We start from the raw sequence: 26,600 nt of genomic DNA, 5'->3' as shown, positions 1-26,600 counted from the left end.
GCCACGCATCGTACCGAGCAATGCGCTCCGTGCGAGGCGTAGCCGATCGCTGGCAGACAGTATCTGGCACCCCGAGGCCATTGCGGTTTGCCCGACGTTTGTCACAAACGCCCGCCTCAATCGTCAATACAGGTGACGGACAGATCGTCTCGACCAACGCAGCCACGTGCTGTCAAGCGAATGCGCCTGCGGAAGCAGGCGATGCGCTCTGCAACCATATCTACCTGCCACTGGTTCGCCCCATAGGGCGATCCGCATGGAATGATAGTGCACGCTGGGGTGTAACGCGACTCGCGCTCGCTGGCCGCATCGAGACGAAGATCACGGTGATCCCATTCATATGCCGCGCGACGGGCCGTGTTCCAACAGGTGGTGTAGATGTGGCGAGCAAGCTAATTCCGTGGCACGGGATGCATTTTGCCACTTCACATTCTGGTGATCATCGTTCTCACGTCGAGACGAATCGTGTAGTGCATAGTCGGATATGTAGAAATTGCATTTCTGGAAGTGGCATGAACTGGATTTGAAATAGTTCCGCGCAAATGCGGTGTGTTGCCAGTTAGAAAATTCGTCTAGACTATTTCTAGCTTACCAAGTGCTAATATTAGCACTTTCGCATTGGAGTCTAGGATTTCAGATTTCCAGTGGTTGCTTTAGGTAATTTAAGTGCTCCCCATCTCCAAGGCTGCAGTCAACTGCCTGTTCAGGGCAGCTAGCGCTTTCGCGCTCGTCTCGCTTTTTGCTATTTCCGCGGCCAGTGCCAAGACCGATGGCGGCTGGACGTTGAATCTCGACAATACCGGCTACAACCCGCTGCCTGCAGGCGGTCTGCTGCCCTATACGGTCCGGATCGACAACAACGACAACGTGTCGACCCCGGCGACGACGATCGATATCACCATCCCGGCGACCACGGTGTTCGTCGGTGTCGATGGATTGCAGAACTGCTCGCCGCTGCCGACTGGGGCCGAGCAGGCTGCGCCGCTGGTGGTGACGTGCGATGTTCCCACGCTGGCGCCGGGGGCCGTCCTCAACGCCACCGTCAATCTGCGCCCGATGCAAATGGGCAACGTGACGCTTGCGGCCAAGATTCCCAATCCCGGGCCGAGCTTCAACCGCATGACCACGCTGGCGCCGGGGGCCGTCCTCAACGCCACCGTCAATCTGCGCCCGATGCAAATGGGCAACGTGACGCTTGCGGCCAAGATTCCCAATCCCGGGCCGAGCTTCAACCGCATGACCACGGTGGAGCAGGGCGCCGATCTCGCGGTTGCGCTCGCGGTCAACCCGGCGACCGTGCAGGCGGGGTCGAATGCCAGCTTCAAGGCCACGGTGACCAACAACGGTCCGTATGCCGCGAGCGGCGCGACGCTGACCATTCCGCTGCCGACCGGTATGTCGTCCAACGTCACGCTTCCGGCCGGCTGTTCCTATACCGCCCCCAATATCAGCTGCGACATTGCTGGCCCGATCGCGTCAGGCGCATCGATCGTCCTCGATTTCGCAAGCCAGGTGACAACGGAGAATGCCTCGACGATCACGGTGGCCGCCCAGATCACGAGCAACGGGCCGCGTGATCCGATCCATACCAACAACGATGCCACCGCCGACATCACGATCCAGCCGGGAACCGATGTCAGCATCGGCAAGACTCGCGCGCCGCAGGGCCTGATCCTGGTCGGCGACGAGGTCACCTTCACGCTGCAGCCGCGCCATGCCGGCGTGAAGCCGACGCAGGCGGCGATCAGCGATGTCTTGCCGGCCAATTACCAGTTCGTCGGCGTCAACGCCGTTGCCGGCAGCGGCTGGTCTTGCTCGGCGTCTGGCCAGACGGTCGACTGCAATTACGTCGCCGCCGCAGGGACCGACTACGCCAAGCCGATCACGATCACGGCGCGCGCGATTGCCGCGACGGCGGCCGGCGTCGGCGTCACCAACGTCGCGACGATCAGCTCACCCAACGAGAACGCCGACGCGAGCGCCAACAACACCGGCAATGACGGTGCAGCCTTCATCGCCGAGCCGACCATCGATCTCGTCGCCCAGAAGTCCGGACCGCCCCGCGGCTTGGTCACGGTCGACAATTTCTACGACTTCACCCTGAGCGCCCGCAATGACGGCAATGCCCCCTTTCACGGGCCGCTGACGATCACGGATCATCTGCCGGCTGGCCTGACGGTGGACACGATTACGACGCCGCCCGGCTGGACTTGCTCGCCCGTCCAGATCGCCGGCCCCGCAGATATCGTCTGCACCACTTCCAAGTATACGCCAGGCGCGCCGCTCGGCTCGACGCAGCGGACAGAAAACATCGTGTTGAAGACGAAGGTGACGGCGCCCGGCACGATCACTAACGGCATGACCGTATCGTTCCCGAAATACGATCAGGGTGATGATGTCGAGCCCGGCAACAATACGACCACGTCAGGCGTGAAGAGCGCCGACGATCTCAATTGGGCCGATGTCAGCGTCATCAAGACGCTCAACCCTGTCCCTGCCCAGATTTTTGCCGGCGACCCGGTTACCTTCAAGATCGAAATCGTGAACGCCGGACCCGCCACCGCCGACAATGTCGTGCTCGACGACCGTCTCGACGACATCGTCGCGGCAGCCGGCGGCGGTACGCCCGGACCCGGCGATGTCGGCATCAGCGTTGTCCAGGGATTTGCGGCAGGAATGAGCTGCAGTACCCCGACCAGCAGCGGCTACTCGCGCGACCTCCAGTGCATCCTGCCGTCGCTGCCCGTCTGCGTGGCCGGCAGCGGCAACTGCCCGGTGGTGTCCGTGACGGTCCGACCCGGCAGCCAGGGCGCCAAGCAGAACACGGCAGTCGCCTTCTCGACGACCGTGCCGGACAACGACACCGCCAACAACAGCAGCAGCGTCAACTACACTGTCGATCAGCGCACCGACGTGACGGTCACCAAGGTCAGCCCTGCCTCGGCTGCAGGTGCGGCCGCAGGCCAGGAACTGGTCTACGTGCTGACCGCCAGCGTTCCGCTCAACGGCCTCAGCGATGCGGACAACGTCACCCTCACCGATACGCTCCCGCTTGGCTTGCGTTTCATCGATGCCGCTCCAAGCTCCGGCGCTTGCTCGACGAAACCTGCAGCAGGCACCACTACGGCAGCGGGCAACCAGACGCTGATCTGCAACCTCGGCAAGATCAACAACGGCTCGCAGCAGACCGTGACCGTCCGCGTCATTCCCACGACGCCGCTGACCAACACGTCGATCAAGAACGTAGTCGCCGTCTCGACCACGACGCCTGAAACCAACAGCGGCAACAACAACGCCGAACTGACGATCTTGATCCTGCCTCCCGTACTGGACCTCATCGTCACCAAGACCGACGGTCCTGATCCAGTCCTCATCGGCACCGACACGCGTTACACGGTCGCGGTCCGCAACAGCGGCCCGTCGGATGCGACGAATGTCAAAATCGTCGACACGTTGCCCCTGTCTGGGTTGGCAGACCCGCGTATCGTGGCATTGCCGGGCGGCGGCACCTGCACGCTGAACGGCACCAGCCCCACCATTTCAGGAGGGACTGTCACCTGCGACATTCCCCATCTGCCCGCCAACAGCACGGCAACCCTTACGGTTGACATGAAGGGAACCGCACGGGGCCGACACACCAACAATGTCTCCATCACATCTGACGAAACGACGCTCGGCTATGAAACGCCGACCGACAACAACGTGTCCTATGAAGACACCACGGTGCGGGTGAAGGCAGACCTGGAAGTCAAGAAGGTTCCGAGCGTCTCAACCGTCGACCTGCGCAAGGAATTTTCCTGGACCATCACAGTCACCAACAAGTCGGGACCGGGCCTCGATGTGGCCGAATGGGTCACCCTGGTCGACGTCCTGCCGGACGGCATGGAACTGACTGACGAGCCTGAAACGACGGCCGGCACCTGCACGGGCACCATCGGTCAGCGCAACATCAGTTGTGAGCTGGGCGATATCGCCCAGGGCGACACGGTGACGGTCACCCTGAAGACGAAGATCACCAAGATGTCGGCGCAGGCCGCGGAGAATTCGGCAGCGGCCACCACCTTGTCCTTCGACCAGGACCCGTCCAACAACACCGGCACCGGCAAAGTGGATCTTGTCCAGGGCAGCAGCATCAAAGGCACGCTCTATCGCGATTTCGACGCCGACGACGCCATGGATGCGGTCGATACCGGAATAGCCGGCATCACCATCCATGTGGAGGGCACGGCGCTCCACGACGGCGCTTCGATCACGCGCTCGATGGTCACCGACGCGGACGGCAACTACAGCTTCGATGAACTGCCCCCCGGCACCTATAGTGTCTACTACGGCACCATTTCCGAACAGCATCTGATCGACGGCAAGGCATTGCCGGGCTTGAGCGCGGGAACGGCGACCGCAAGCGGCGTCGACCGGATCAACAACATCGTCATCACCAATGCCGTCAGCGGCACCAAGCACGACTTCACCCGCGTACCGACCGCGCGCATCGGCGTTGGCAAGGTGGCGGGAGCCCCGGTTATCCTGGCCGATGGCAGCTACACCATCAACTACTCGCTGACGGTCAAGAATTTCAGCCTGGAGCCCCTGACGGGCATCACTGTCATCGACATCCTCAATGGGGCGTCGCAGAATTTCGGCACCTTCAGCGGCGGCACGCCCCCGACCGAGGGGCAGTACCGGGTTAATTCGGTTTCCTCGAATTTCGGCTCGCTCAATTCGGGTTTCGACGGGGCAACCAACACCACTCTTGTGTCGGCGGGAACGCTGGCCGCCGGGGCAACCGGCACGGTGAGCTTCACCGTTCACGTGAACCCTGTGGTTCCGCGCGTCGTTCCGGCACTTGTCCATACCAACCAGGCAACGGTTACGGGAACCGGCCAGAATTCGGGCCAGACGCCCACCGATAAGTCGCACAACAATGCCAACCCCGATCCTGACGGCAACGGCATTGCCAACGAGCCTGCCAATGACACGCCGACCACGGTGACGCCGACGCCTTCGCCAGCCGTAACAGTGGTCAAGACGGCAACGCCCCGCCGAGTGGCAGGCGACGCCATCCCGGGCGACATCATCGACTACACGTTTACGGTTACCAATACCGGCAACACGCCGCTGATCAACGTGACGGTGGCTGACCCGCTGGTCGGTCTGATCTGGGTTGCCAACACGCCCATCGCCCGGCTGAATCCGACTGCGGTGGACAACACGTCCTATAGGGCGACCTATGCGCTGACGCAGGCCGATATCGATCGCGGCTCGCTGCCCAATACGGCAACGGTCACCGGTCAATGGGGCATCAACGGCGCAACGCCGGTCAATGTGACCGATACGGACACTGCTACCGTTCCCGCGCTCAGCCGGCCGGGCCTGACCATTGTCAAGACGCTGGAATCGGCCGCTGGAATTGGCAATCCGCGGACCTTGGTGGGCGACATTGCGCGGTATCGCTTTGTCGTCACCAATACCGGCAATACCACGCTCAACAACGTGACGGTGACCGACGCCCTGAGCGGCGTTGCCGCCGATCCGGCGGGTTCGTTCGTCATCGGCACCCTTGCACCGGGCGCGACGAAGACGGTCTATGCCAACTATCCGGTCAAGCAGGTCGATATCGACGCGGGTTCGGTCAGCAATAGTGCTACCGCCAGCGCCACGCATGGTCCGGTCAATTCGCCGATCACCACGCCGCCAAGCACGGTCGCTGTCCCGCTCTATCGGTCGCCGAGCCTGACCCTGGTCAAGGCGCTGAGCAGCGCCATTCCGTCCGTGCCGCGCGCGGGCACGCCCGTCGAATGGACTGTCACCGCGACCAATACCGGCAACGTGACCCTGAACACCCTTGTCGTCACCGATGGCTATCCGGGCGCCGTCGTCACCCCGGCGTCGCTTGCAAGCCTTGCACCGGGCGCGAGCTACGACTTCACTGTCAGGGCGCCCCTGCAACAGGCTGACATCGACCGGGGCCAGCTCGATAACACTGCGACGATCAACTATCGCGACCCTGTCGGCCCGCAGCCGCCCAAGACGGCAACCCACAACGAGCCGATGCCGGCGCAGACACCCGCCATCGCGCTGAAGAAGACCGGTGACGTCTCCGGCCTGAGCACGAACCCCGTAGCAGGCGAGGTGATCACCTATACGATCGTCATCCGCAACACCGGCAACGTCCCGCTGAACAACATCACTCTGGCCGACCTGCTGGCTGACGTCGTGCTCAATCCGGCCGACGTTCTTGCGATGCAGGCCGCTGTGCTCAAGCCGCAGAATGCGACGGGCACCGTGCCGGCGAGCGAAAACGAGATCACCGTCCGGGCCACCTATGCGCTGAAGACGGTCGATATCGATCGTGGTTCCGTCATCAACACTGCCGTGACTACCGGCCAGTCGGTTCCCGATCCTGCCACGACAGTTACCGATCGCGGCGGCACGACCTTTGAAACCGACGATCCAACCGATACCCCGCTGGCTCAGGCGCCGGCCATCGGGCTGGTCAAGTCCATCACCTCGGTTGCGCTCAGCACGCCGCCGCAGGTTGGCGATGTCATCACCTATGGTTTTGTCATCACCAATACCGGCAACGTGACGCTCAACGATATCGCCCTGACCGATGCGGTCGCTGGCGTCGTGATCAAGAACGACACCAACTGGACGGGCCCGTTGTTGCCGGACGCTGTCAACTCGACGGCTTTCACGGCGACCTACGCTCTGACGCAGGCCGATATCGATGCCGGAACCTTCGTGAACACCGCGACGGTTGAAGGCACTGGTGCGGGTCCCGGTGGCGTGCCGACCGCGGTGACCGCGAACTCCAGTGCTACGCAGCCCGTAGGCCGCACCTCGTCGCTGACGCTGGTGAAGTCGGCCAGCCCGACGCTGACCTCGCCTTCGGCCGTTGGCGATGTGATCGACTACACGTTCGTGGTGACCAATACGGGCAATACGACGCTGACCAATGTGGTGTTCACCGATCCGCTTGCTGATCTGGTGATGAATACGCCGACGACGATCGCGACCCTGCTGCCCGGGGCTGCCAACGCGGTCACCCTCAGCGGGACCTACATCCTCAAACAGTCCGATATCCAGAAGGGCGATGTGACCAACAAGGCGTCGGTCAGCTTCAACGATCCGGTTGGTCCGCAACCAGCGGTTCCATCAAACCAGGTCGTCGTGCCGCTCGAGCGGTCGCCTTCGATTGCGCTGGTCAAGACGGCATCAACGGAGCACGTCGAGCCGGCCATCCCAGGCCAGACCATCACCTATACCTTCGTGGTGACCAACACCGGCAATCTCGACCTCACCGGGGTCAGGATCGACGATCCGCTGGACGGTATCACGCCATCGTTCTTCGTTGTCGGCGACCTGGCACCGGGAGATTCGCAAAGCTTCGAGGCGGAATACGACATCCTTCAAAGCGACATCGATGCCGGCAAGGTCGAGAACCAGGCGACGGTGACCGGCAACTATACCGATGGCTCGACACCGGTACCGGTGTCGGATCTTTCGGGCCCGACCGACGATTCGGATGAGTCAGTCGTCGTGACGCTGGTGCCGCCGATGCCGGCGCTGGCAATCGTCAAGTCGGGAACCTATGACGATACCGACGGCAGCGGCAGCCCGACTGTCGGGGACAGGCTTGTCTACAGCTTCGTCGTCACCAACACCGGCAACATCCCGCTCGACAGCGTCGAGCCGGTCGATGCCGGCCCGACCTTCAATGGCCTGCCTGCAGGGGCTAGCCTGTCGGCGATGACGCCGGCGGCGCTGACGCTGGCGCCAGGTGCGGCCGCGACCTTCACCGCCACCTATCCGCTGACCCAGGACGACATCGACAATGCCGCCGGTATTGTGGGCGGCGTAAGCAACACCGCCCAGGCACACGGTTACCGCGACGGTGTCGTGATTCCGTCCAACCGGGTGGATGCCGATCCAAGCGATGCACTGATTGACCTGCCGGCGGTGCCGCCGTCGGATATCAGCCTGACCAAGCAGGCCGGCCTGCGCGCCATCCGCATCGGCGAAAAGGTGCCCTACACGATCACCGTGACCAACAATTCGGTCGCCAGGATCCGCGGGCTGACCGTCACCGATGTGATGCCCGCAGGTTTCCGCTTCGTCGAGGGCTCGGCGACGATCGACGATGTGGCGGTGACGCCAGCCGTCGGTGGCCGCAACATCGTCTTCGACAACCTGACGCTGACAGGTGGCGGTACAATGGTCATTCGTCTGCAGCTGACGGCCCTGAGCACGGCCGGACCGGGCAAGCACGTCAACACGGCGATAGCCACCAATGAGGATGGCGACAAGGTCGCGCCCGATGCAAAGGCCACGGTCGAGATCCTCGCCGAGCCGGTCTTCGACTGCGGCGAGATCATCGGCAAGGTTTTTGACGACAAGAACCGCAACGGCTACCAGGACGAGGGCGAAGCCGGTCTCCCCGGCGTCAGGGTCGCCACTGTCAACGGTGTGCTAGTGACCACGGATGCGCATGGCCGCTTCCACGTCGCCTGCGCCGACCTGCCCGACCAGCGCATCGGCTCGAACTTCATCATGAAGCTCGACACCCGCACGCTGCCGACCGGCTACCGCCTGACCAGTGAGAACCCGCGCGTCGTGCGGCTCACCGCCGGCAAGATGACCAAGCTCAACTTCGGGGCTGCGATCGGCCGTGTCGTGCGTCTGGACCTCACCGACGATGCCTTCGAGGCTGGCGATGTGGCCCTGCAGCCGCGCTGGTCCAAGGGGATCGACCAGCTGGTCGACGTGCTGCGCCAGGAGGAGTCGGTGCTGCGGTTGAGTTACGTCGATACGGGCGCCGACCGGGCGCTTGCGAATGACAGGCTGCGCCACGTGAGCGATCTCATCAGGAAACGCTGGCGCGAACGGAAAGGGCAATACCGGCTGGAAATCGAGACGCGAGTGGAGGTCGGCCAATGAGCACTCGGGCGAACCTTCTCGAACAAGGCGGAACGGCCATGACGACTTCGCGACATCACTTCCTGCGGTTGGGCAGTGCCCTTGCCCTGGTCATGCTGACCGCGGGCGAGGCGCAGGCCCAGACCTCGCCCGAGGCCGGCGTCTGCACCGCCGACGACTGCCGGACACAGATCCGCGGCAAGGTGCTCGACAACAGTGCATCCAGCATCGTGGCGACGGGCGAGAACACCGAGCGCGAGACGCCCGCCGACGCCAGGAGCGTTCCGTTCGCCATCAGCGTCGACGGCGAGGCGGTAGCGGAAAGTGTGCGGAGCGGTAAAGCCGGCCGGTCCGGGGCCGAGACGCAGAAGCCGGTCGACGGACAGCGCAGGACCGATGTCGACCTCGCCGCGGTCGACATCCAGGTCAAGTTCGACGGGCTGGAAGCCAAGCCGATCCTCAACGTCTCGACCATGCCGATCAAGCGCAGCTACCGGGCCGGCGACACGGTCGAGTTTCTTGCGACCTCCAACTACCCGGCCTTCATCGAGCGGGCCGAGATCCGCATCTCTCCGGCTGCGGGCCCGGACACTGACACCCCGGTGGCCGTGGTCCCGGTGGCGGTCAACGACAAGGCGGCATGGACGATGCCGGCCAACGTCGAAGGCGAGTACGGGGACGAGTTCAACTATGTGCTGCGCGTCTATGACTCCAAGGGCCGCTACGACGAGACAGTGCCGCTAACGATCGTGCGCACGACGCGTGAATACACCCCGGCCGCCGGCAAGGAAGCGATCGCGCCCGGCATGGGCGAGGACCGCACGGCAAAGCGCAACATTGCGATCAGCGGCGGCGCCGTCACCGTCTACGGCCGCAACGTGCCTGAAGGCCACCGCGTCAGCGCATTGGGCGAGACCATCCCGCTCGACGGCGACCGCGCCTTCGTCGTGCAGCGCATCCTGCCGCCGGGCGACCACGCGGTCGATGTCGGCGTCCAGGGGCTGGACAAGGCGAGCGCGCTCGACTTCACCCGCCAGGTCAACATCCCCGACAATGACTGGTTCTATGTCGCGCTCGCCGATCTCACGGTGGGCAAGCGTATGGGCGACGCCGACATCGATAGCGTGCGCCCTGGCGAATATGACGACATCTATACCAACGGCCGCCTTGCCTTTTATGTGAAGGGCAAGGTCAAGGGCCAATATCTGCTCACCGCCGCCGCCGACACCGGCGAGGACAAGATCGAGAACATTTTTCGCGGCCTCGATTCCAAGGACCCGCGGCAATTGCTGCGGCGTCTCGATCCCGACGACTACTATCCGGTCTATGGCGACGATTCGACGATGGTCGAGGATGCGCCGACCAACGGCAAGTTCTTCGTCCGGCTCGAACGCGGCGACAGCCATGTCATGTGGGGCAACTACAAGACCCAGATCACCGGCACCGAGTTCATGCGTTCCGATCGCGCGCTCTATGGCGCCAGTGCGGTCCATCGCTCGGAGGAGACAACCTCGTTCGGCGAGCGCCGGAGCGAGGTCACCCTCTATGCCGCCCAGCCCGACACGCTGCCGCAGCGTGACGAGTTCCTGGGCACCGGCGGCTCGGCCTATTTCCTCAAGCGGCAGGACATCACCGTCGGCTCCGAGACGGTGACCATCGAGATCCGCGACGCCGTCAGCCGCCGCGTCATCGAACGGCGCACGCTCGCCTATGGCGAGGACTATTCGTTCGACCACATGCAGGGCGTGATGATCCTGAAGCGGCCGCTGCCGTCGGCGACCGGGACCGACGGGCCGGTGCGCGACGGCGCGCTCGGCGGCAACAAGGTCTATGTCGTCGCCCAGTACGAATACACTCCAGTGGTGACCGACGTCGACGGCTACGTCTATGGCGGCCGCGGCCAGCAATGGCTGAACGACAAGGTCCGTGTCGGCGTCACCGGCATGAGCGAGACCACGGGCGAGGCCGACCAGCGTGCCTATGGCGCCGACATCCAGCTGCGCCATTCCGAAAAAACCTTCCTCGAGGCCGAGGTCTCGCATTCCAAGGGGCCGGGCTTTTCCACGGCGCGCTCCTATGACGGCGGCCTGACGATGACCGAGGTCGGCAGCGCCGGCCGCCGCGACCAGGCGGCGAATGCCTGGCGCGTGCGCGGCCAGGTCGATCTCGAGGATCTTGCCAGGGCCGGGCCCAAGGGAACGGTCGGCGGCTACTACCAGGAAATGCAGGCGGGCTTTGCCACGCTGTCCGAGCAGACCCTGGTCGACCAGCGCATCTGGGGCGCTCATGCCGATGTCGAGCTCACCGACCGCACCGAGGTCAAGCTCGTCTATGACTCTTTCGAGGACGATGACGGCCAGGCCAAGCGCGAGGGAACAGCCAGCCTGAGCTACCAGTTCGACCAGTACTGCAAGGCCTCCTTCGGCGTCAGCTACACCAAGATCATGTCGCCCAGGGCCATCGCCTCGGGCAAGCGCGGCTATGACGGCTCGCGGCTCGATGGCGGCGTCCGCCTCGAATATGAGCCGAACGACGACTGGAACGCCTATGCCTTCGGCCAGGGCACGCTCGGCCGCTCCGGCGACATCCGGCGCAACGACCGCGCCGGCGTCGGCGGCGAGCGGAAGCTGACCGACAAGGTCGGCGTCACCGGCGAGGTCTCCTACGGCACCGGCGGTATCGGCGCGCTCGCCGCCGTCACCTACGACCCGACCGCCGACGACCATTATTATGTCGGCTATCGCCTCGATCCGGATCGCGCCTTCGATCTCGACCGCAGCTACGATCTTGTCGGCACCGATCGCGGCGCCATCGTCGGCGGCACCCGGCGCAAGCTCGGCGAGACGGCATCCGCCTACGCCGAAAACAGCTACGACATGTTCGGCCAGCGCCAGTCGCTGACCCAGACCTATGGCGTGGTCTACACGCCCAATGCGCTTTGGACGGTCGACACCGGCCTCGAGGTCGGCACCGTCCGCGACCACACCGTCGATCCGGCGACCGGCAAGGAGCGGGCGGACTTCGACCGCAAGGCTGCATCCGTGTCGGTCGGCTACAATGACGAGGAGGCCGGCATCACCGCCCGCATTCGCGCTGAGGCACGCTTCGACGATTCCGAGGACGGCAGCCGCGACGCCCGGTCCTATCTGTTCGCCACCGGCCTGTCGTGGAAGACCAACCAGGACTGGCGGCTCCTCGCCAATGTCGATGCGGTGCTATCGGATTCCAGCAACGGCGCGTTCCACGACGGCGACTATGTCGAGGCATCGCTCGGCTATGCCTATCGTCCGGTCGACAACGACAGGCTCAATGCGCTGTTCAAATATACCTGGCTCTACGACCTGCCGGGCATCGACCAGGTCGGCATCAACGGTGATCTGTTTGCCCCCAAGCAGCGCAGCCACATCCTGTCGGCGGACCTGATCTACGACCTGTTCCCGTGGCTGTCGGTCGGCGGCAAATACGGCTTCCGCATCGGCGACGTCCAGCAACGGGTGACCGACGGTTCCGAGAGCTTCGCCGGGTGGCAACGCTCGTCGGCGCATCTCGGCATCCTCCGGGCCGATCTGCACATCGTCAAGGAATGGGACCTGCTGCTCGAAGGTCGGGCGCTCTACATGCCCACGGCGGAGACGACTGACTTCGGCGTGCTCGCTGCCGTCTATCGCCACGTTGGCCAAAACTTCAAGGTCGGCGTCGGCTACAATTTCGGCCGCTTCTCCGACGATCTGCGCGACCTCACCCTCGACGACAAGGGCGCCTTCCTCAACGTCGTCGGCAAGTTCTGACTTTGGTTTTGCATTTAACCTTGCGGCGAGGCCGCTCGGAGCGGCCTCGCTGAGAGGGTGTTTGCTAGTCAACCTGCAGCGGCCGACTGAACATGAGGCGAACGGCTGCAATGTCGAACATCGGCACTGACGCCGATTGACGATCTGCAGCTACCAGCCTTGCGGCTGTTCCAGCGCTAAGGGGTAGGCCACGGGGCTCATCGACCATTGACGCAATCGTTGCCTGACGACAGCTTTTGCTTAGTTGGACACAAAAGCCGCCGGTCCGCTATCGGCCCCCAAACTGCCAGTCAGCCTTGCGCCCCATTCGAGACATTCCACGCGCGATCGCCATTGCCGAAAGCGGACATCTGAACTGTAGCGCGTGGCCGCCATCGCTGGGCGGCGAGCAGAGCGGGCCCTCGATTTAGTCACGTTCGCCTCCCTGACGGTTGTGCGCTAAAAAAGCGGACACTGGTCGAGTTAAGGGTCCCGCCTCAAGCAAAGGCGCCTTCGCACTCACGATTTTCGCTTGCGTGAAGAGGCGGCGGCCTCGCGAACCGCGACCTCGGTATCGCCTTCCGTATCCTTGAGGCTTACGGCGAACAAACTGACATTCCGCTTCTTCGTTCTCTAATGTCGTCGAAAGACTTTGCCTTCCACGCGATTCCGCCTTGGCTCGCCTGGAGCGGCCTAGCGCCGCCTAGCCGGAACGACGGGGCGGCGAGCGCTCAGTCAATCCAAACCGATGACTGTGGGCTATCTTCTCAATGCTGTTGCAGTCGTCTCCGGCAGACCTATGATTTGTGTTTTATGGTGCGCCTAAAGTATTCTGGCTCAAGCAGTAGTGGTTCATGCCGACAGTTGATGATAGTGATGAAATTGACACCGTACGGGCTTCGCGGGCTGGCCATGCATTTCACGAGCGTTGGGCGGCACGAAGGGCACTCCAACTCGTATTCCCCAAAGACAAGCTTTTCGCGATAGCCGTCGAGGGTCTTTCCTCGACCGAGACCGCGAAGCCCGGCGACAAGGCTGAGGAAGTTGCGGACCTCGTGCTGTACTACGGCAGTGGCGACAACTTCACCGCGAGCGATCGGCTTGAGACGGTGCAGTTCAAGTACAAGCTGCGCCCCGATGAGGTGACCGCCTCCTTCCTCCGCAAAACAATCGAGAAATTCTGCGCGACGATCGTCGGCTATGAGAAGGACTTCACGGCCGCGGACGTCGATGCCAAGGCTGCCTTCATCTTCGTGACAAACGCCTCGTTTGACTCCGATCTGTGGGAGGCGCTTTCTCTCCAGAGCGGTGTTCCTGCGCCAAGCCGCAGCGGAGTTCGGCAGGTAAAGTACCTTACTGCAATCTGTACGAAGAGTGGCGTTCCCGATCCAAAGCGCTTGTTCTCCCGCGTGGAGTTCCGTGCGGCCGAGAAGAACCTTGTGGCTCAAAGCAACGCTCTGCGCCGAACGCTTACGGATTGGTCCGCCGGTGCGGACTCCCAGGCCAAACTGCGCCTCCACGATCTGCAAGACCTCGTCCTCAAGAAGGCCGGCCCCAGCGGTCAGGGAAAGAACCTGGTCCGCCGCGAGGATGTTCTCGACGCGCTCGATTGCGAGCCGGAGGATCTGTTCCCCGCTGACACCCGCTTCATCGATGTCGGAGCGGTGGTCGAGCGGACTGAACTGGACACGGTCGGCGAGAAGGTCGCGCAGCTGTCCGTTCCCGTCTTCGTGCATGCTGAAGGAGGGGTGGGGAAGACGGTCTTTGTCCAGAGCCTCGCCGCCCGCCTGAGCACCGAGTTCGAGGTGATTGTCTTTGATTGCTTTGGCGGAGGCGCCTACCGATCAGAAGAGCACTCTCGCCATCTGCCGAGCGTGGGGATCGTTCAGATCGTCAACGAGCTCGCATCGAGAGGGCTCTGCGATCTCCTTCTTCCCTCGGAAAACAACAACCGAGGGATTCTGAAAGCAGCTCGAAAGAGGTTTAGCCAGGCCGCCAGCGCCATCGTCACTCAGTCCAAGAAGCATGGACTACTCATCATCATTGACGCTGCCGACAACGCCCAGCTCGAGGCTGACTATCGGCATGAGGACGCGTTTCCCAAGCTGCTCTTGTCGATGCTCGACCATGAGCCGATTGATGGGGTGAAGTTGGTGCTCACGGCGCGCACGCACCGCAAGGACACCGTGATTGACCGCGCGACGGTGGAGCCATTCGAGCTGGGCCCCTTCACCGAGCCCGAAGCGCGTCAGTTTCAGGAAGCACGACGATCGAACATCTCGGAGGTGGAGCTTGCGACTGCGCTCTCCCGGTCGGGCCGAAACGCGCGCGTGCTCGACTATTTGGTGATTACTTGGGACACAAACGTTGCCAGCACGGCGCCTTCCACCCCGACCACCGTCAGGGAGATTATCGCTCAGCAGTGCGCGAAGATCGTCAACGACACATCGCCGGTTGGCCCGAGAACGAGGTTCGTGAGTTCTTTGTAGCGCTGTCTCTTCTGCCACCGCCCATTCCCCTTGACGACCTAGCGGGAGCTTTGGGCTGGTCGGCATCTCAGGTGAACACCGCCGCATCGGACTTGGCGCCGATGCTGGAGCCCACGCCTCATGGAGCCATATTCCGCGACGAGCCTACCGAGACCTACGTCCGCGAGACCTACTCAAGCGAAGCTAATGCGCAGCGGGCGATCGCCGACAGACTGATGGCGAGCCAGGCGTCATTGTCGTACGCCGCCGAGGCGCTCCCGCACTTTCTCGTCGTCATTAATGACAGTGACCGTGCCTTCGCTCTGGCTGACTCTTGCATCGCCAAGGCCAAGGCCGACGGCAAGTACGAGGGCAGAGCGCCCACAGCACAACGGAAGGCAGCGGACGTTCTGGCCCTCAAGGCGCAAGGGAAGTCCGCTGACGCCATCGCTGAGCAACTGGAGGTGAGCCGGTCAAGCGTCTTCCGCATTCTCAGGAGTGCGTGAGGTAATCTGGTGCGTGTGTCCGACCCCACATTTTTTTGTTGGGTCGCTCTCTACCGCTCCTATACCGTTTCGGTCTAAAGCGGGGGTAACCCTTGGCGCAGGAAAATGAGATCCGCCCAACTGGTGCGCCTTGCTTTTATTGCGAACGTTGCGTTGTTTGACATCGGCTTCTTGATGCCGGATGACAATTAGTACTTTGCTGGAGCAGTGGGTTGCGAAACTGCTACAACATCTCTTTGGGGGGCAAATGGATATAGTTGGTGGAAAAGTCGGGATAAGAGGCACTGTGCGTTACTCGCTCGCTTGAGACCATGCCAGTGGTGGGGACGTAGTCTACGGCTTTGTCTCTCGGGACCCAGACGGCTTTGTCAATCCGGACCGAATGACACTGAGGACAAGCGCCCAATCGGATCGCGATCTTCAGATCGAAATTCGCGGCCTCACAAGTTTACCGGATCTGATTGCATCTTTAGTGCTTGAACAGCCGGACGGGGACGAATCTCCAAAAGGGTTCGCGGACCGGCTGAAAAGACGCGATGATATTGCTGAGGCTTTTTACCAAGCCGCACTCCGCATTAAGCAAGCGCCTCGCGAATAGCGTTGTTGAGGGTCGACAATTTGTTTTGGGGGTAGTGCCGTCGGCGGCGCAGTTGGAGCGTAGTCGGCGACGACAGACCAGTTGCCGATGCGGCGGAGCGCCCTCAAGTCTGAGCACGCCAAGAGGATGGGGAGATGCACTCTACTGACGCGCACTGCTTTTCGTGCGGTTACGATACTGATTTGATGATCGGCAGCCTGATGTCGAACCATCAGGCGTACTCGGCCGGAGCCGCTCAAGCGTCTTCCGCATCCTTAGGAGCGCGTACTGCAACGCTTGCAGAAATGGGCATCACGTTCCACCACAATGGCAAGACGGGCTGGGGCGCGGGCGGCTAGCTGGTCAAGGAAATGGTGGGTGGTCCCTATACTGGAAGATGAGCGCCCACCAAAGCCAGTGTGCTGGCACCGTTGCCGGGAAGGCAGAGGGTTTCGTCGCCTTGTGCCTTCCCACATTTTTCTTCGCCGGGCGACAGAGACATCGCGACCAAAAAGATCATGCTTTTAGCGCCCGTTGAAGATGCGAAAGGTCAATTTCAGGGTAGGATACCTTCCGCAGCCATTCATCCAAGGTCCGCAATACGTGTCCCTTTCCGTATCGGGCAGCCATACCATCCTCGCCATGCCCTTGGAGGGCGTTCATCACATCAACAGGAACACCGGCCTCGCGGCAAGCGTCCTCAAAATTGTGTCGAAAGCTGTGAAAGGAGGTCTTGGCCGTCTTGGCATCTACCAACCCCAGGAACCGGCTGAAGTGCTTCGAGAACGGCGATGAATAGTAACCGTCTTTGCCCATAGCCAGATCTGGAAACAGACGCGTAGAACCCTGCTCGACCCGCCGTTGCAACAACTTGTCGAAGCCAAGCTCCATGAGCATGGGATGGACCGGGATACGTCTCCGGGAGTTCTCGTTCTTGAGGCGTTGGTCCTCACCTTCGTCGACCATCGCGAATTGTAGTATGCCTTGCTCCTCTCGCACATCGCTCGTGCGCAGTTGGACGATCTCACCCAGTCGCGCTCCCGAGAACAGGCTGATAAGCGGAACCCAGAAACGACCGCTATCTGTCGGCACGAGCGTTCCGGCCTTTTGCCATGCTCGCGTCGAGTGACATCCATTGTAGATCGGGGCGTTGAAGATCGACTTGAGTTGCTCCGCCGTGAAAGGGTTTCTCTCGTCACGCGCGCGTTGCCTGATGTCGATCTGGAGAGCCTTGAATGGGCTGCCTGTGACTTCGTCGTACTGACGCTCCGCCCATAGCCACATCGAGCTTACGAAGTTCATGATTTTGTTTATGTTCTTGTTCGACATGGCCTCAAGCCCGAGCGCAGAGGCTCGGCTGGCCGCCTCTGTGAATCTGAAGCCACGCAGGGACTTGTGCTTATTCCAGTTCGCCGGGAGGCCCTGTAGTGCCCGCTTGAAGGCTCTCGCGTCGGCCTTGGTATAGGTGTGGATTGCCTTGTCCCCTACGAGGTCCAAGAAGTGCTGGGACCAAACGGAATGCTCGTGACAGGTTTTCGGAACCCAGACGGTTTTCGATTTTTCCGCGATCCATTCTTGCCTGACGACGGAAGCCAAATGAGCGCCAGTGACAGCGGCAACTCGAGGAATTTCCACGTCGGGCGTCTCGACAACATCGCCCCTGTTGCGGCTTGCGATGTCAGTCTGAGCGCGGACGATGGCTTTGGTGATGGCCTTTGCAGCGAGTTTCCAGTCTGGCGAGTCGGGTGCCAGCTGTACGCCCAGCCCCTCCCAGCTCAGGACTTCTTCGACTTCTGCCTGCATGAACGGATCCATCTTGCCGCGGGCGAGCAAGAATCGCGCATCCTCACCAAAGGCTTCGGACGTTTCGACGTAATCGTCGAATGAGGGAATAGGGAAGGCAGGAGCTGGGTCCTCGGGCTCGAAGAATCCGTCCAGACGCAACTGATCGTCCTCGTCTAGGAGGTGGGCGTAATACCGGTCTTCCATGAACTGAAGCTGTGCTTTTGAGAGTTCGGCAACAGGGGGCTCACCTGCGCGACGAAGCAACTTCCGGTGCGCTTCAAAGCGCGCATCGACTTCGGCAGCGGCCTTACGAATGCGGATCAGGGCGTCGCGAGGATCCTTGGTGCGGAGCGAAAAGGTCCCCTCGCTTTTGGGATAGGTGGACCGGATGTCTACGGGTATCGCCGCACGATGCCAGAACGTGGTTCCACGTCGTGTCAGTCGCGGGTGCTTGGGCATATCTTCCATGACTCCAATGTAACAATCGAGTGGAGCAGCGGGAAGTTCAAACCTTTGATATTGCGATATTTCCCAGATTTACGGGCTAGGAAAAGAATCTGGCGGAGAGAGCGGGATTCGAACCCGCGATACGGTTCCCCGTATACACACTTTCCAGGCGTGCGCCTTCAACCACTCGGCCACCTCTCCACATGTGCGCCTTGCGCCGGCCGGTTTCGCCGGGCAGGTTGGGAGTGCGCGCATCTCCTCGGCGTGGCTTGCGGCTCCTGGAGCCGGCAATCGGGCGCAGTCAACCTGCCTTGCACCCACCCTGCCTGCCGCCGAAACACCTAAGATGCATCCGGCTGCGGGGCTCATCTAGTCGATCCGGACGCACTTGCCAAGCGCTGACGTTGCAAATGTTGCCTGGCGAAGCGATGCCGGCAGCGATTTTTGTTTTGCTGCGCGCCAGGTGCCCGGTTGCCTGGGCAAAAATGCCGCGCCGGTGGCATCCTTGCGATGTGGCGCGCAACGCGCCGCTGGGCGGTCGGATACACATTCGCTTGTCAATTCGCCGTGTCCGCGATTGCGCGTGCCTGCCGCACGTCTTATCTCTCGTTGCGATACTGGTTCAGGGCCTCTCATGATCCGCTTCGTGTTCCGTCTCGCCGCAGCAATCGCACTTTCGGTGGCCGTCATCATGGCGGTGCTGGATGCCACGCGCACGGTTGCGATGTCGCGGCTCGTGCTGACTCCGCTCGACACGAGCTGGTCGACGGCCTCGCCCGGCACACTTGCCGCGACCGAAGCCTTCGTTCGGGAGAAGGCGAGCCCGGCGTTCTGGGATACCGTCGTCGTGCCGGTGCTGAACCTGCCGGGTTTTGCTGTCTTTGCCGTCCTCGCCTTCCTGCTCTACGCGGTCGGCCACCGGCGGCGTCCGGGCCGCTTCACCGCCGAAGTCTGACGGCGCGGCCGCCGCCCGCGGCGCGGCGAACAAGGGAGAAGAGACATGTTTTTCCTGAGCGACATGCTGAACAAGAAGCTGAAGATGCCGGCCCCCGGCGAGGCGCTGCCCGGTCGCGACCGGCCCATTCCCACCGCATCGAAACATCACGTCTCCAAGCGCCCGCTCAAGGGGCCGTATCCCGAAGGGCTTGAAAAAGCGATGTTCGGGCTCGGTTGCTTCTGGGGTGCCGAGCGGCTGTTCTGGCAGGTGCCGGGTGTCTGGGTGACGGCGGTCGGCTACGCCGGCGGCCTGACGCCGAACCCGACCTATCAGGAGACCTGCACCGGCCTGACCGGCCATGCCGAGGTGGTGCTGGTCGTGTTCGACCCCACGCAGGTCTCCTATGCGGAACTGCTCAAGATCTTCTGGGAGGCGCATGACCCGACGCAAGGCATGCGCCAGGGCAACGACATCGGCACCACCTACCGTTCGGCAATCTACACCTTCGGCGATGCCCAGCAGGTGGAAGCGATCGCCTCGCGCGATGCCTATCAGGCGGCGTTGAAGGGTGCCGGCCGCGACAAGATCACCACCGAGATTGCGCCGGCGCCCGAGTTCTATTTCGCCGAAGAGGATCACCAGCAGTATCTGGCCAAGAATCCCTATGGTTATTGCGGGTTGCAAGGAACCGGCGTTGCTTGCGCGATCCCGCGGCAGGCGCCAGCCTGAGCGCACTTTCTACTGCGCACTGTGCCGGCCACAGCATTTTTCCAAGAGGTCAAGATTCCACGTGAATTTTGTTTTGGCCCGTGCAAGATATGGCCATGCGCGGGGGGATAAGGCTCCGCCATGCGCCGCGCGCAGTCCGCAAGAACGGCACGTGCGGTGATCGCGAAAAGACAACCGACAGGGTGTGGATCACATGAAACGTATCGTTCTCGGCCTTCTGGCGGCCACCGCCATGTGCCTTCCGGCGCTTGCAGCCGATGTCCAGCCGGCGCTGCTCTATGACCTCGGCGGCAAGTTCGACAAGTCGTTCAATGAGGCGTCGTACAATGGCGCCGAGAAGTTCAAGGCCGAGACCGGCATTCCTTACGTGGAATTCGAGGTCTCCAACGCTTCGCAGCGCGAGCAGGCGCTTCGCCGCTTCGCCGAAGACGGCCGCAATCCGATCGTCATGGCTGGCTTCTCGTGGTCCGAGGCGCTCGAAAAGGTCGCGGCCGACTATCCGGACCTGAAGTTCGCCATCATCGACATGGTCGTCGACAAGCCCAACGTCCGCTCGGTGGTCTTCAAGGACAATGAAGGCTCCTACATCGTCGGCATGCTGGCAGCCATGGCCTCCAAGTCCAAGAAGGTCGGCTTTGTCGGCGGCATGGACGTTCCGCTGATCCGCAAGTTTGGTTGCGGCTACGTTGGCGGCGCCAAGGCTGGTGGCGCGACCGAGGTGCTTTACAACATGACCGGCGACACGCCTGCGGCCTGGAACGATCCGACGAAGGGCGGCGAAATCGCCAAGACCCAGATCTCGCAGGGCGCGGACGTTATTTACCATGCCGCTGGCGGCACCGGCGTCGGCGTGCTTCAGGCTGCGGCTGACGCCGGCAAGCTCGGCATCGGCGTCGATTCCAACCAGAATGGCCTGCAGCCCGGCAAGGTGCTGACCTCGATGCTCAAGCGCGTCGATGTCGCCGTCTACAACGCCTTCATGGACACCAAGAACGACAAGTTCACCCCTGGCTTCAACAATCTCGGCCTCAAGGAAGGCGGTGTCGACTACGCCATGGACGACAACAACAAGGCGCTCGTCACCGACGAGATGAAGGCCGCTGTCGAGAAGGCCAAGGCCGACATCATCGCTGGCACCATCCAGGTGCATGACTACACCTCGGACGACAAGTGCCCCTATTGATCCTTGTCTGAACAAGAAGCGCCGCCGGACCCTGGTCTGGCGGCGTTTTCTTTATCGGCGCCTACCAATGCGGCGGCTTGGTCACCGGCGTGTCCGGCAGGGTCTGCTCCTCAAGGGTCAGGAAGCGTTCGGTCAGCACTTCGAGTTTCTTCTGCATCCGCTCGATGGTCTTCCACTGCTCTGCGATCTCTGCGGAAAGCTCCTCGATCACATGCTCCTGTTCGGCGGCGCGGATTTCGAGCGTCGTCAGCCGGTCCTCGGGCTTGTTCATGTTCTATCCTCTTCGGTCCGGAAAATGGCAGGTGTTGGCGAAGTTGGGCGTGCCGCGGTCGTTTGTCGAGAGCTGCCGACCGAGCCGATTGGCAGGGCATGATCGGCGTGCTAGCTCTTCCGGCAAGCCATAACAAGAACATAAGAACCTGAGTGGGACGGTGGCATGGCGGAAGCTGCAATCGAACTGATCGGCATCAACAAGAGTTTCGGCGCGGTGCGCGCCAACCGTGACATCGCGCTCGAGATCCAGCGCGGCACCATCCACGGCATCATCGGTGAGAACGGTGCGGGCAAGTCGACGCTGATGTCGATCCTCTACGGCTTCTACCACGCCGACAGTGGCGAAATCCAGGTCAACGGCAAACCGGCAACCATCAAGACGCCGAACGACGCCATCGCCGCCGGCATCGGCATGGTCCATCAGCACTTCATGCTGGTCGAGAACTTCTCGGTGCTGGAAAACGTCATCCTCGGAGCGGAAGGCGAAGCGCTGCTCAACAAGTCGATCGCCAAGGCGCGTTCGGAACTGCGGCGGCTCGAGCAGGAATACGGCCTTGAGGTCGACCCTGATGCCATCATCGAGGAACTGCCCGTCGGGCTGCAGCAGCGCGTCGAAATCCTCAAGGCGCTCTACCGCGGCGCCGAGATCCTGATCCTCGACGAACCCACCGGCGTGCTGACGCCGGCCGAGGCCGACCACCTGTTCCGGATCCTCCAGCAGCTCAAGGACCAGGGCAAGACGGTGGTGCTGATCACCCACAAGCTGCGCGAGATCATGGCGATTACCGACAATGTCTCTGTCATGCGCCAGGGCACGATGGTTGCCACCCGCAGGACCAGGGACACCACCGTCGAGGAACTGGCCGAATTGATGGTCGGCCGCCGCGTGCTGCTGCGCGTCGAAAAGGGCGAGGCCCAGCCCGGCGACGTCAAGCTCCGGGTCCAGAACCTGACCGTCAAGGATTCCCGTGGCGTCACCATGGTCGACAACGTCTCGTTCGACGTCCGTGCCGGCGAGATCGTCGGCATCGCCGGGGTTGCCGGCAACGGCCAGTCGGAACTGATGGAGGCCGTCTCCGGCATCCGCAAGGCGGTGTCGGGCACCGTGCTGCTCGACGGCAGGCCGATCGACGTCACCGGCAATGTCGACCCCGGCGAGTTGCGCGACCGCGGCCTCGCCCATGTGCCGGAGGACCGGCATCATGTCGGGCTGGTGCTCGCCTTTGACGAAAGCGAGAACTCGATCCTCGGCTACCACGACAAGCCGCAATATCTGAACGGCCCTTTGCTGAACCTCGACGCGATCCAGAAGGACGCCCAGGAAAAGATCGCCAAATACGACATCCGTCCGGCCAATCCGCGGCTCAAGACTGCCAATTTCTCCGGCGGCAACCAGCAGAAGATCGTGCTCGCGCGTGAAATTGAACAAGACCCCGGCGTGCTGATCGTCGGGCAGCCGACGCGCGGCGTTGATGTCGGGGCCATCGAATTCATCCACAAGCGGCTGATCGCCATGCGCGACCAGGGCAAGGCGGTGCTTTTGATCTCGGTCGAGCTCGACGAGATCCGCTCGCTGTCCGACCGTATCCTGGTGATGTTCGCCGGCCGCGTCGTCGGCGAGCGCGGGCCCGAAACCGGCGAAGGCGAGCTTGGTCTCCTGATGGCTGGCGTCGAACACAAGGAGGCCGCCGAATGAGCACGCCTTACGCAAAACTCCCCGCCTGGGCCGATTACGGGCTGATCCCGCTGGTTAACCTGCTGGTCGCATTCTTCGTGGCTGGCCTGGTCGTGCTGCTGGTCGGCGAGAATCCACTGCGCGCCGCCGTCATCCTCGTCGAAGGTGCGTTCGGCAGCGGGCAGGGCATCGCCTACACGCTGTTTTACGCCACCAACTTCATATTCACCGGGCTTGCAGTTGCGGTCGCCTTCCATTGCGGCCTGTTCAACATCGGCGGTGAGGGCCAGGCCTATATCGCCGGCCTTGGCGTCGCTGCAGTGGCACTGACCTTCGATAGTGTGCTGCCGTGGTGGGTGGTCTTTCCGCTGGCGATCATTGCTTCGGCATTGGTTGGTGCCTTGTGGGCGCTGATCCCTGCCTATCTGCAGGCCAAGCGCGGATCGCACATCGTCATTACCACCATCATGTTCAACTTCATCGCCGCTAGCGCGATGGTCTACATGCTGGTCAACGTGCTGAAGCCGGTCGGCGCCATGGCACCGCAGACGCGCCAGTTCCTCGAAGGCGCGCAACTGCCCAAGCTCGGCTGGCTGCTGACCGAGCTCGGCATGAAGGTGCGCCCCTCGGTTCCGCTCAACATCTCGTTCATTCTGGCGCTGGTCATGGCCTTCGTGGTCTGGGTGCTGATCTGGCGCACCAGGCTTGGCTACGAGATCCGCACCATGGGCTTCAGCCCGAAGGCTGCGCGCTACGCCGGCATTTCCGAATCCCGCATCATCATCGTCACCATGCTGATTTCGGGCGCGCTCGCCGGCATGATGGCGCTCAACCCGCTGATGGGCGACCAGCACAACGTGCCGCTCGACTTCGTCGGCGGCGCCGGTTTCGTCGGCATCGCGGTGGCGCTGATGGGCCGTTCGCATCCTGCCGGCATCGTCCCGGCGGCGATCCTGTTCGGCATGCTCTACCAGGGCGGCGCCGAGCTTGCCTTCGAGATGCCCAACATCAGCCGCGACATGATCGTCATCATTCAGGGTCTGGTGATCCTGTTTGCCGGCGCGCTCGAACACATGTTCCGTCCGGCCATCCAGGGCCTCTTCGCAAGCTTCAGCCCACGATCGGTCGGCCTTGTCGCCGCCAAAGAGGAGCGTGCCTGACATGGAATTCGTCGACACGCTCATCAACCTGTTGAACTCCACCGTCCGCCTGTCGGTGCCGCTGCTGCTCGCCTGTCTCGCCGGGCTTTATTCGGAACGCTCGGGCGTCTTCGACATCGGCCTCGAAGGCAAGATGCTGGCCGGCGCCTTTGCCGGGGCCGCGGCAGCCGCCGTATTCGCCTCGGCGTGGATCGGCCTTGCTGTCGCCATCCTCGTTTCGGTTGGAATGTCGATGGTCCACGGCTTCGCCTCGATCACTCATCGCGGCAACCAGATCGTCTCGGGCGTGGCGATCAACTTCATCGCCGCCGGCTCCACCATCATCCTCGGCCAGGCCTGGTTCCAGCAGGGTGGCCGCACGCCGTCGCTGCCGCCGGAAGGCCGCTTCGGCGCAATCAACTTGCCGGGCGCCGATGCGCTGCGTGACGTGCCCGTCATCGGCCAGCTCTATTCGGGTCTGCTGTCGGGCCACTCGCTTTTGACCTACGTCGCCTTCCTCGCCGTGCCGTTCACTTGGTGGGTGCTGTTCCGCACCCGCTTCGGCCTGCGCCTGCGCGCCGTCGGCGAAAATCCGGCTGCCGTCGACACTGCCGGCATTTCGGTGGCCTGGCTGCGCTACCGTGCCCTCATCTGCACCGGCATCCTCACCGGGCTCGCCGGCTCCTACATGGCGCTCGCCCAGAATGCCGGATTCGTCAAGGACATGACCGCCGGCCGCGGCTACATCGCGCTGGCCGCGTTGATCTTCGCCAAGTGGAAGCCGGTGCCGGCAATGTTTGCCTGCCTGCTGTTCGGCTTCCTCGACGCCCTGTCGATCCGCCTGCAGGGCTCGCCGCTGCCTGTCATCGGCCAGGTCCCGGTCCAGTTCATGCAGGCGCTGCCCTATGTGCTCACCGTCATCCTGCTCGCCGGCTTCATTGGCAAGGCTATCCCGCCGCGTGCCGGCGGAGTGCCTTATGTGAAGGAGCGTTAGAAAATGTCGCACGATCTCTTCGAAGCGGCGAAGTCCGCCATGGCCAAGGCCCATGCGCCCTACTCGAAATTCCCCGTGGGCGCGGCGATCCGCTGCGACGACGGCCGCGTGTTCGCTGGCGCCAATATCGAGGTGATCTCCTTTCCGGAGGGCTGGTGCGCCGAGACCACAGCACTTGGCCACTACGTCATGGCCGGTGGCGGCAACATCACCGAGATCGCCGTGATCGCCGAGAAAAAGGCCAAGTGTACGCCTTGCGGCGGCTGCCGCCAGCGCCTGGCCGAGTTTGCAAGCCCCGACACGCCGCTTCATCTCTGCGACGACACCGGCGTCGTCGAGACCGTCCGTCTGAAAGACATCTTTCCCTACGGCTTCGAAGCGGAGGCGCTGAAATGAAGGAAGCCATTGACGTGCTCGTCGAGCGGCTCGACGGGCTCGCGCCGACAACCGCGCTGGTGCTCGGCTCCGGTCTCGGCGGCCTTGTCGAGGAGGTCGAGAACGCCGTTCGCGTTCCCTATGCCGATCTGCCCGGCTTTCCGCGCAGTGGCGTGACCGGCCACGCCGGCGAGATCGTTGCCGGCCTGTTCGCCGGCCAACCGGTGATCATGCTGGCCGGCCGCGCCCATTATTACGAGCACGGCGACGCGTCCGCGATGCGTCCGGCGCTCGAGACGTTGGCTGGCATCGGGATCACCCGCCTGGTGCTCACCAACGCCGCCGGCTCCGTCGACACCGAGATGCTGCCCGGCTCGATCATGCTGATCGAGGACCACATCAATTTCGCCGGCACCAATCCGCTGTTCGGCGAGCCGACGGATCGCCGTTTCGTCGGCATGACCGAGGCTTACGATGCGCGTCTTCGCAAGGCGTTCGAGGCAGCGGCCGGCCAGGCCGGCATCGACCTCCACAAGGGCGTCTATATGTGGTTCTCCGGCCCGTCCTTCGAGACGCCGGCCGAGATCCGCATGGCCCGCATTCTGGGCGCCAATGCTGTGGGCATGTCGACCGTGCCCGAAGCGATCATCGCTCGTTTTCTCGGCCTCAAGGTGCTGGCATGCTCGGTCGTCACCAATCTCGCCGCCGGCATGACCGGGTTGGAACTTTCCCACAGCGATACCAAGGACATGGCCCCGATAGGCGGCGCTCGCCTCGCGGCGGTGCTGCGCGAGATGTTCGAAAAGGACATGTTCGATGCGTGAGGCGG

15 protein-coding genes and 1 tRNA gene are annotated in these 26,600 nt (G+C 62.7%); 13 read left to right on the top strand and 3 right to left on the bottom strand.

Features of this window, described 5'->3' with window-relative positions:
- The first annotated feature begins 666 nt into the window (after positions 1 to 666).
- The 5 genes from ABSY17_RS21710 to ABSY17_RS21690 all read left to right on the top strand — a co-directional run bounded on the left by ABSY17_RS21710 (position 667) and on the right by ABSY17_RS21690 (position 16,593).
- Entirely contained in the window at positions 667 to 8,937 is an 8,271-nt protein-coding gene (locus ABSY17_RS21710; protein WP_378945362.1) for an SdrD B-like domain-containing protein, read from the top strand.
- Between the two features lie 38 nt (positions 8,938 to 8,975).
- Positions 8,976 to 12,704, top strand: coding sequence for a TonB-dependent receptor (locus ABSY17_RS21705; RefSeq protein ID WP_378945359.1), 3,729 nt, complete (start codon positions 8,976 to 8,978; stop codon positions 12,702 to 12,704).
- An 833-nt stretch (positions 12,705 to 13,537) separates the two neighbouring features.
- Positions 13,538 to 15,172, top strand: a complete 1,635-nt coding sequence (locus ABSY17_RS21700) for a hypothetical protein (protein ID WP_378945356.1) — start codon at positions 13,538 to 13,540, stop codon at positions 15,170 to 15,172.
- Between the two features lie 71 nt (positions 15,173 to 15,243).
- Positions 15,244 to 15,657: a helix-turn-helix domain-containing protein gene (locus ABSY17_RS21695; RefSeq protein ID WP_378945353.1), complete on the top strand. Its 414-nt coding sequence runs from the start codon at positions 15,244 to 15,246 to the stop codon at positions 15,655 to 15,657.
- Positions 15,658 to 16,389: 732 nt separating this feature from the next.
- On the top strand, positions 16,390 to 16,593 hold the full coding sequence (locus ABSY17_RS21690) for a hypothetical protein (protein ID WP_378945350.1): 204 nt from the start codon (positions 16,390 to 16,392) through the stop codon (positions 16,591 to 16,593).
- A 157-nt stretch (positions 16,594 to 16,750) separates the two neighbouring features.
- Here the strand turns inward: ABSY17_RS21690 and ABSY17_RS21685 are convergent, their stop codons facing one another.
- Positions 16,751 to 18,478 carry a DUF6538 domain-containing protein gene (locus tag ABSY17_RS21685; RefSeq protein WP_378945348.1) on the bottom strand — a complete coding sequence of 576 codons (1,728 nt, stop codon included), beginning with the start codon at positions 18,476 to 18,478 and terminating at the stop codon, positions 16,751 to 16,753.
- Between the two features lie 99 nt (positions 18,479 to 18,577).
- Positions 18,578 to 18,667 (bottom strand) — tRNA-Ser (locus tag ABSY17_RS21680).
- Between the two features lie 433 nt (positions 18,668 to 19,100).
- Between ABSY17_RS21680 and ABSY17_RS21675 the strand changes: the two genes are divergently transcribed.
- From ABSY17_RS21675 to ABSY17_RS21665, 3 genes are all read left to right on the top strand, one after another.
- Positions 19,101 to 19,421 (top strand): hypothetical protein, encoded by a 321-nt coding sequence (locus ABSY17_RS21675; RefSeq protein ID WP_378945345.1) that lies wholly within the window; start codon positions 19,101 to 19,103, stop codon positions 19,419 to 19,421.
- 45 nt (positions 19,422 to 19,466) lie between these two features.
- On the top strand, positions 19,467 to 20,132 hold the full coding sequence (gene msrA / locus ABSY17_RS21670; RefSeq protein ID WP_378945343.1) for a peptide-methionine (S)-S-oxide reductase MsrA: 666 nt from the start codon (positions 19,467 to 19,469) through the stop codon (positions 20,130 to 20,132).
- A gap of 193 nt (positions 20,133 to 20,325) precedes the next feature.
- Positions 20,326 to 21,315, top strand: a complete 990-nt coding sequence (locus tag ABSY17_RS21665) for a BMP family protein (protein ID WP_378945340.1) — start codon at positions 20,326 to 20,328, stop codon at positions 21,313 to 21,315.
- Positions 21,316 to 21,376: 61 nt separating this feature from the next.
- Here ABSY17_RS21665 and ABSY17_RS21660 read toward each other — a convergent pair whose 3' ends face one another.
- Positions 21,377 to 21,586, bottom strand: a complete 210-nt coding sequence (locus tag ABSY17_RS21660) for a SlyX family protein (RefSeq protein ID WP_378945338.1) — start codon at positions 21,584 to 21,586, stop codon at positions 21,377 to 21,379.
- Between the two features lie 165 nt (positions 21,587 to 21,751).
- Here ABSY17_RS21660 and ABSY17_RS21655 point away from each other — a divergent pair, with 165 nt between their 5' ends.
- From ABSY17_RS21655 to ABSY17_RS21635, 5 genes are read left to right on the top strand one after another with little or no spacing between them, the layout of a single operon-like run.
- The gene (locus ABSY17_RS21655) at positions 21,752 to 23,284 is read left to right on the top strand and encodes an ABC transporter ATP-binding protein (RefSeq protein WP_378945335.1); all 1,533 of its coding nucleotides are present in this window, start codon (positions 21,752 to 21,754) and stop codon (positions 23,282 to 23,284) included.
- On the top strand, positions 23,281 to 24,423 hold the full coding sequence (locus ABSY17_RS21650) for an ABC transporter permease (RefSeq protein WP_378945332.1): 1,143 nt from the start codon (positions 23,281 to 23,283) through the stop codon (positions 24,421 to 24,423). The genes ABSY17_RS21655 and ABSY17_RS21650 overlap by 4 nt, the downstream gene beginning before the upstream one ends.
- A 1-nt stretch (position 24,424) precedes the next feature.
- Positions 24,425 to 25,396: an ABC transporter permease gene (locus ABSY17_RS21645; RefSeq protein WP_378945329.1), complete on the top strand. Its 972-nt coding sequence runs from the start codon at positions 24,425 to 24,427 to the stop codon at positions 25,394 to 25,396.
- 3 nt (positions 25,397 to 25,399) lie between these two features.
- Positions 25,400 to 25,792, top strand: a complete 393-nt coding sequence (locus ABSY17_RS21640) for a cytidine deaminase (protein WP_378945327.1) — start codon at positions 25,400 to 25,402, stop codon at positions 25,790 to 25,792.
- A complete protein-coding gene (locus tag ABSY17_RS21635) occupies positions 25,789 to 26,595 on the top strand; it encodes a purine-nucleoside phosphorylase (RefSeq protein WP_378945324.1) in 807 nt (268 codons plus the stop codon). The genes ABSY17_RS21640 and ABSY17_RS21635 overlap by 4 nt, the downstream gene beginning before the upstream one ends.
- The last annotated feature ends 5 nt before the right edge of the window (positions 26,596 to 26,600 follow it).

The sequence above is a fragment of the Mesorhizobium sp. ANAO-SY3R2 genome (assembly GCF_042466635.1).
In the GTDB taxonomy this organism is placed as follows: domain Bacteria; phylum Pseudomonadota; class Alphaproteobacteria; order Rhizobiales; family Rhizobiaceae; genus Aminobacter.
This window is presented reverse-complemented; position numbering and strand designations above follow the sequence as displayed.